This is a genomic window from bacterium (assembly GCA_026398675.1).
Classification (GTDB): domain Bacteria; phylum RBG-13-66-14; class RBG-13-66-14; order RBG-13-66-14; family RBG-13-66-14; genus RBG-13-66-14.
The window spans coordinates 1-4,879 of record JAPLSK010000187.1; the positions used below are offsets into that span (position 1 = coordinate 1).

Annotated in this window: 6 protein-coding genes; all 6 read left to right on the plus strand. The window is 63.1% G+C overall.

Annotated elements, in window-relative coordinates; all coding sequences use genetic code 11:
• On the plus strand, nt 1-372 hold a 372-nt coding region (locus tag NTW26_06165), incomplete at its 5' end, for a formate--tetrahydrofolate ligase (GenBank protein ID MCX7021843.1).
• Nucleotide 373: 1 nt separating this feature from the next.
• Complete coding sequence (locus NTW26_06170) at nt 374-1,273, plus strand: class I SAM-dependent methyltransferase (GenBank protein MCX7021844.1); 900 nt, start codon at nt 374-376, stop codon at nt 1,271-1,273.
• A 165-nt stretch (nt 1,274-1,438) separates the two neighbouring features.
• Nucleotides 1,439-2,203, plus strand: a complete 765-nt coding sequence (locus NTW26_06175; protein ID MCX7021845.1) for a hypothetical protein — start codon at nt 1,439-1,441, stop codon at nt 2,201-2,203.
• Between the two features lie 137 nt (nt 2,204-2,340).
• Nucleotides 2,341-2,991 carry a hypothetical protein gene (locus NTW26_06180; protein ID MCX7021846.1) on the plus strand — a complete coding sequence of 217 codons (651 nt, stop codon included), beginning with the start codon at nt 2,341-2,343 and terminating at the stop codon, nt 2,989-2,991.
• A complete protein-coding gene (locus NTW26_06185; GenBank protein ID MCX7021847.1) occupies nt 2,991-4,508 on the plus strand; it encodes a hypothetical protein in 1,518 nt (505 codons plus the stop codon). Before NTW26_06180 ends, NTW26_06185 begins: the two co-directional genes overlap by 1 nt.
• 117 nt (nt 4,509-4,625) lie before the next feature.
• Nucleotides 4,626-4,879: nucleotidyltransferase domain-containing protein (locus NTW26_06190; protein ID MCX7021848.1), on the plus strand; the 254-nt coding region annotated here is incomplete at its 3' end.

A 4,879-nucleotide genomic window follows, 5' to 3' on the forward strand; every position in this document is an offset into this window, starting at 1 on the left:
TTCAAGCCGCTTTACGAGTGGAGCTGGCCCGTCGAGAAGAAAATCTACACCGTGGCCCATGAAATCTACGGCGCCGAGCACGTGGACTACGCGCCCAAGGCGAAGCGCGACCTGAAGACCATCGAGGATTTCGGCTACGCGGGGCTGCCGGTTTGCATCGCCAAGACGCAGAATTCCCTCTCGGACAACCTCACGCTCCTGGGGCGGCCCAAGGACTTCGTGGTGACGGTGCGGGAGATTCAAATCGCCGCGGGGGCGGGATTCGTCATCCCGCTCACCGGGGACATCCTGCGCATGCCGGGCCTGCCGAAAGACCCGGCGGCCGCGCACATGGACATTGACCTGGACGGCAACATAACCGGGCTGTTTTAGCGTGGACCGCGCCGGCCGTGTCACCTACTCCCCCCGGTTCATCGCCCGCATCCGCGAGCTCCACCGGGGGATGGAAGGCTGGCCCCATTACGCGCGGTACATCGAGGAGCACCTGGGAGGTCCGGACAGCCGCGTGGTCCGCTTCACCGAACGGCTCCTGCCCGAGATAGAGTTCTTCTGCGGGCCGCTCGATTCCAAACGCGTGTTGGACTTCGGCTGCGGCACGGGAGCCAGCACGGTCGCCCTGGCCTGTCGGGCCGGAGGGGTCCACGCTTACGACATTGACCGCGAGGCTCTGGACATCTGCCGGCTGCGCCTAAGCGAGCACGGCCTTGCCGACCGGGTGGCGTTCCCGGACGCGCCCGAGGGCGCCGGAGGGGGTTACGACCTGATCCTTCTCTCCGGGGTCGTCGAGCACATCCCCTTGAGCGAGGCCGGTCTGCGGAGGGACGTCCTGCGGCGGGTCTTCGGGCTCCTCGCGCCGAACGGATGCCTTTATATCACCGAGACGCCCAACCGCCTGTGGCCCTTCGACTTTCACACGACCGGGCTCGCGGGGATTCCCTGGACGCGGCCGGGCTCGCCCTGGGCGCACCTCCGGGCCGTGAGGCGCGGGCGCTATTCCCCCACGGAGCGGCTGAGCCCGGGGCCGCGCGGGTTGGAGGAAGCCGGAGCCTGGGGATCCACCTGGTGGGAAATCAAGGGGTGCCTGCGCGGGTTGCCCTGGCTGTCGGTCAACCTCCTGCCCGGTCACGACAGGCACGTTCACATTCCACCCGTGGGGCTTCTTAAGCGGTTCGCTGAAAGTCTGGTTTATTTCTCCTTCACCCGACCCCTTGGCGTGCCGATTACCGCCTTCACCCCGTTCATCAACAACCTGGTTCTGCAACGGTCGGGATGAACCGGAACGAACCGAGCGTAGCGAGCTCAAGCCTCTGGCAAAATGTTCGCGCGGCTGACCTGAAGAACACCGTCCCGGCAACCGACATCGTCCGTCGGGCGCAAACGATTTGCCGGGGGCATAGCTCGCTTCGCTCGATTCCGCCCCCCGGACAACGGAGGCACCTTGTTCCGACTTACCGCCCGCCTGCGCAGGGTCATCCAGCGCCGGCTCTTCAAGGACGAGCAGAAGCGCAAGCGGATCACCACCCCGTTGTCCATCCTCCCCGCGGCCTTAGTCATCGGATACATGTGTTTCATCATGCTGGAAACTTTATGGGTCGCCGTGTGGACGGTCGGTGCCGGGTTACTCATCTCCATCTTCGTCTACGCGAGGGTTTTTTCGGATCGCGCCCTCGCGGTGAGCCTCCTCTACCAGGAAATCGAGGAGCACTGGCGCGCCTTTAACGAGAGGATAGGCAAAAACCCCACCGGACCTCGGTTCAAGACGGTCATCGCGGGGTACGAGACGATAGCCAAGCGGTTCAAGGAAATAGACACGAAACCGGGGGAGCTGAAGCCGCTGGTGGACGAGGTTTACTCGGTCGCCGTAGCCCTGGCCGGCGAGTGGCTGCGCCAGGACAAGGTGTACCAGTTCTATGAGCGCGCCAGGGACATAGACTCGAAGCCGCTGGTGGACAAGGCCTGGCGTCTTATAACCAATCTGGTGGAGCGCACCAACGACTTCGCCGGGCTGGTGGATCGCCTCGCCGAGGCCGTGAACCGCCTGGAGGCCTTCGAGCTGGAGAGCGAGGTGGCGAAGGAGTTCGGCACCGCGGGCTCCGGCACCGCCGTGGATTTATCCCCCATCACCGCCCTGGTGGACGACCTGCGCGATTGGAGCAAGTGCCTGACCGCGACCCAGGAGGAGTTCGACCGGGAAAAACTCTAAACGGCCGAAAACAAGAATAAGGAAACAAGGGATTTTGCCGGGGCATTACTCGGTTCGCCGGGGGCGTAGCTCGCTTCGCTCGGTTCGCTCGGTTAAACCCCTTGCCCCAGACGTAAAAAAGCGACGAGAGGAGAGGCATGGGCAGTTTCGACTCACAAGCGCACGCCGACACCATCGAATACTACCGCCTGACGCTGGAGGCCCGCAAGCGGGACCCCCACGCCAGGGAGGCGGCAAAGGCGGACGCCGAAACCCTGGAGATGGTCAAAAAGACCCCGGACCTCCTCGATATGAGCCGGCAATTCACAGAGGGCGGTCATTCCTTCCGGCTCGCGCGGGCTATAGCGGTTGACGGCGCCCGCTTCCAGGCGGAAGCGTACGCCGGGATGGAAATGGAGGAGTTGTCCGGGCATTGGAAAGCCCGGGCCGAGGCCATTTTCAAGACCGCCGATTTCAACGAGATAGACTCCGTCTCCGCCCGGTGCGCCGAAGATGAAGCGAAGCTTCAGGAAAGAATCGGCCGCACCAAGACCCTGATGGACGAAACCGTGGAGAACACGTTCTACGTGAGCGCCGCCGAGCCGGGCTCCGAGCTTTCCAAAAGCGCCCGGACCAAGATGGAGGCCGGCCTGAAGGAGCTCGCCGAGCGCAACCCCGGCAAGCGCTTCCCCGACCTGCTGAAGCTCCCCTGGATTCGCAACCGTTTCACCTACGACGACGCGCAGCTCAAGCGCCTGACCGAGATATTCGAGGGTGTCAACGCCGACAGTCTCGGGGGGAGGTACTGATGGACGCCGTCGTCAAGCAGATGGTAGACGGGATGAGGATGGGCCTGGACGCGCAGTCGTCCATGATTTCCGACAAAAGCCTTCTGGAGCCGGCGCGCGAGGTCATCACCCGCATGGAGGCCATCGGCAACGAGCCCGGCATGGACATCATCAAGTTCCAGGACCGGATGCAGTCCGAAGGGCTCATGGAGAAGTACGGCCAGGCCATGGTCAAGCTCTCCGAGGCGCAGACGGCCGGTATGGACCAAAAAATCGCCGAGATGGAGCAGGCGGGAAAGGAGCTCAAGCCGGTGGACCTGGCCACCCTGGACATCACCGACCTGGAGATAGTCGTCAAGCCGCACCGCATGGTTTACGACACCACGGTAAAGGACAACGACCAGATCCCCCATCAGAAGAAAGCCTACGAGGCGTTCTTCGCCCTGGCCAAGGAGTGCAAGACGATTCCCGAGTTCAACCGCCGCTCGCTGGCCGAGGGGCACCAGGACCATATGGGGCAGGCAGGCACCTGGGACACCAACCTGAACTCCTTCAACGTCGAGGTGACCCACCATCAGCCCGACATGATCACCTGGGCCTTGAACGCCCTGGAGATTACCCGGGACTACCCCTTCCCGATGAACGTGGTCTACGCCCTGAACCGGAACTCGATGGAGAACGCTCTGACACTCGCCCTACGCCAGAACGCCCTCCTGCCCTTCACCTGCTTCGCCGACGCCATGGGCGAGTACCTCCTGTGGGCCCACATGCACACCGAGGAGCAGCGGCATAAAATCCACGCCCTGTTGAAGCTTTCAGGGGAATTCAACGGCTGGGAAATGGACGAGGCCTTCTACCGACCCTACGTGCGTCGGCGGATGGAGTTTGGCCAGGAGATCATCGCCCAGGAACAGGGACCGGACTACCTGGGCCTGACCCCCCTCCTGCGCGCCGGCTGGCACATGGACGCCAAGTACACCCCAGAAGAGAAGAAGGCCTTCGGCGATTTCGCAAAGTATCCCAAGCCGGACCCGCTGCCGTACCCCTACCGCACCGGCCCGGTGGGCGGAGTGGAGCTGGTGCTCCCCGAACCGGCCTTCGCCACCCCCTTCGACGAGCCGTACCAGGTCAAGGTAATTTTAACGAACCACGCCGCCGAGCCGCGTTCCCTGGATACGGTCAAGGGCCTGCGCTGCTGGGTCTTCCGCGGCGAGGGGAAGCCCGTCGTCAAGAAGACCGGGGTCAAGCTGCCCGCCAAGCTCGCTCCCGGTCAGAGCGTGACCCTGGAGGGCGATCTCTTCGCCTGGGGGTTGCCCAAGGAGGAGGAGCTGATGATGGTCGCCTTCGACGTCGGCGTCGCCGGGGAATACACCTGCGACCTGGCGCAGAAGTACTCCGACTTCAAGTCGCTCACCCCCTTCACCTTTGCCGATTATTATCTGGAGCCCTTCCAGGGGGGGATGGCTTCGGCGCCGGCCTTCGTCATGCCCCACCGCCCGGTGCCGGCTTACCCGTTCCCGATTCCGGTAACCGGGTAAAAAAAACACTCGAATGAAGGCAAGGGGCTTAAGCCCCTTGTCTCCTTTTCTCCAGGCCCGGCCTCCGCCATTGCTTACCACTACCGGCTGGAGTAGAATGGGCTGGAGGAGGCGGTTATGAGTGGCATCGCGGTGGATAAACGCAGGCTCGACGCCCTGTGCCGACGGTGGTGGATTGATGAGCTGGCGTTATTCGGCTCCTATCTACGCGGCGACAATACCTCAAAGAGCGATGTGGATCTGCTGGTGACCTTTAATCCCCAAGCCCAATGGTCGCTTTACGATTTCGTCGAACTGCAGGAAGAGCTCTCCAGTCTATTGGAACGAAAGGTGGACCTGGTGAGCCGCCGGGGTTTGGAACGCAGCCGAAA

What these genes read in the sequence shown, in the direction of transcription:
- NTW26_06180 (MCX7021846.1), top strand. Translation starts at nt 2,341, where the DNA reads ATGGGCAGTTTCGACTCACAAGCGCACGCCGACACCATCGAATACTAC.
- NTW26_06185 (MCX7021847.1), top strand. Translation starts at nt 2,991, where the DNA reads ATGGACGCCGTCGTCAAGCAGATGGTAGACGGGATGAGGATGGGCCTG.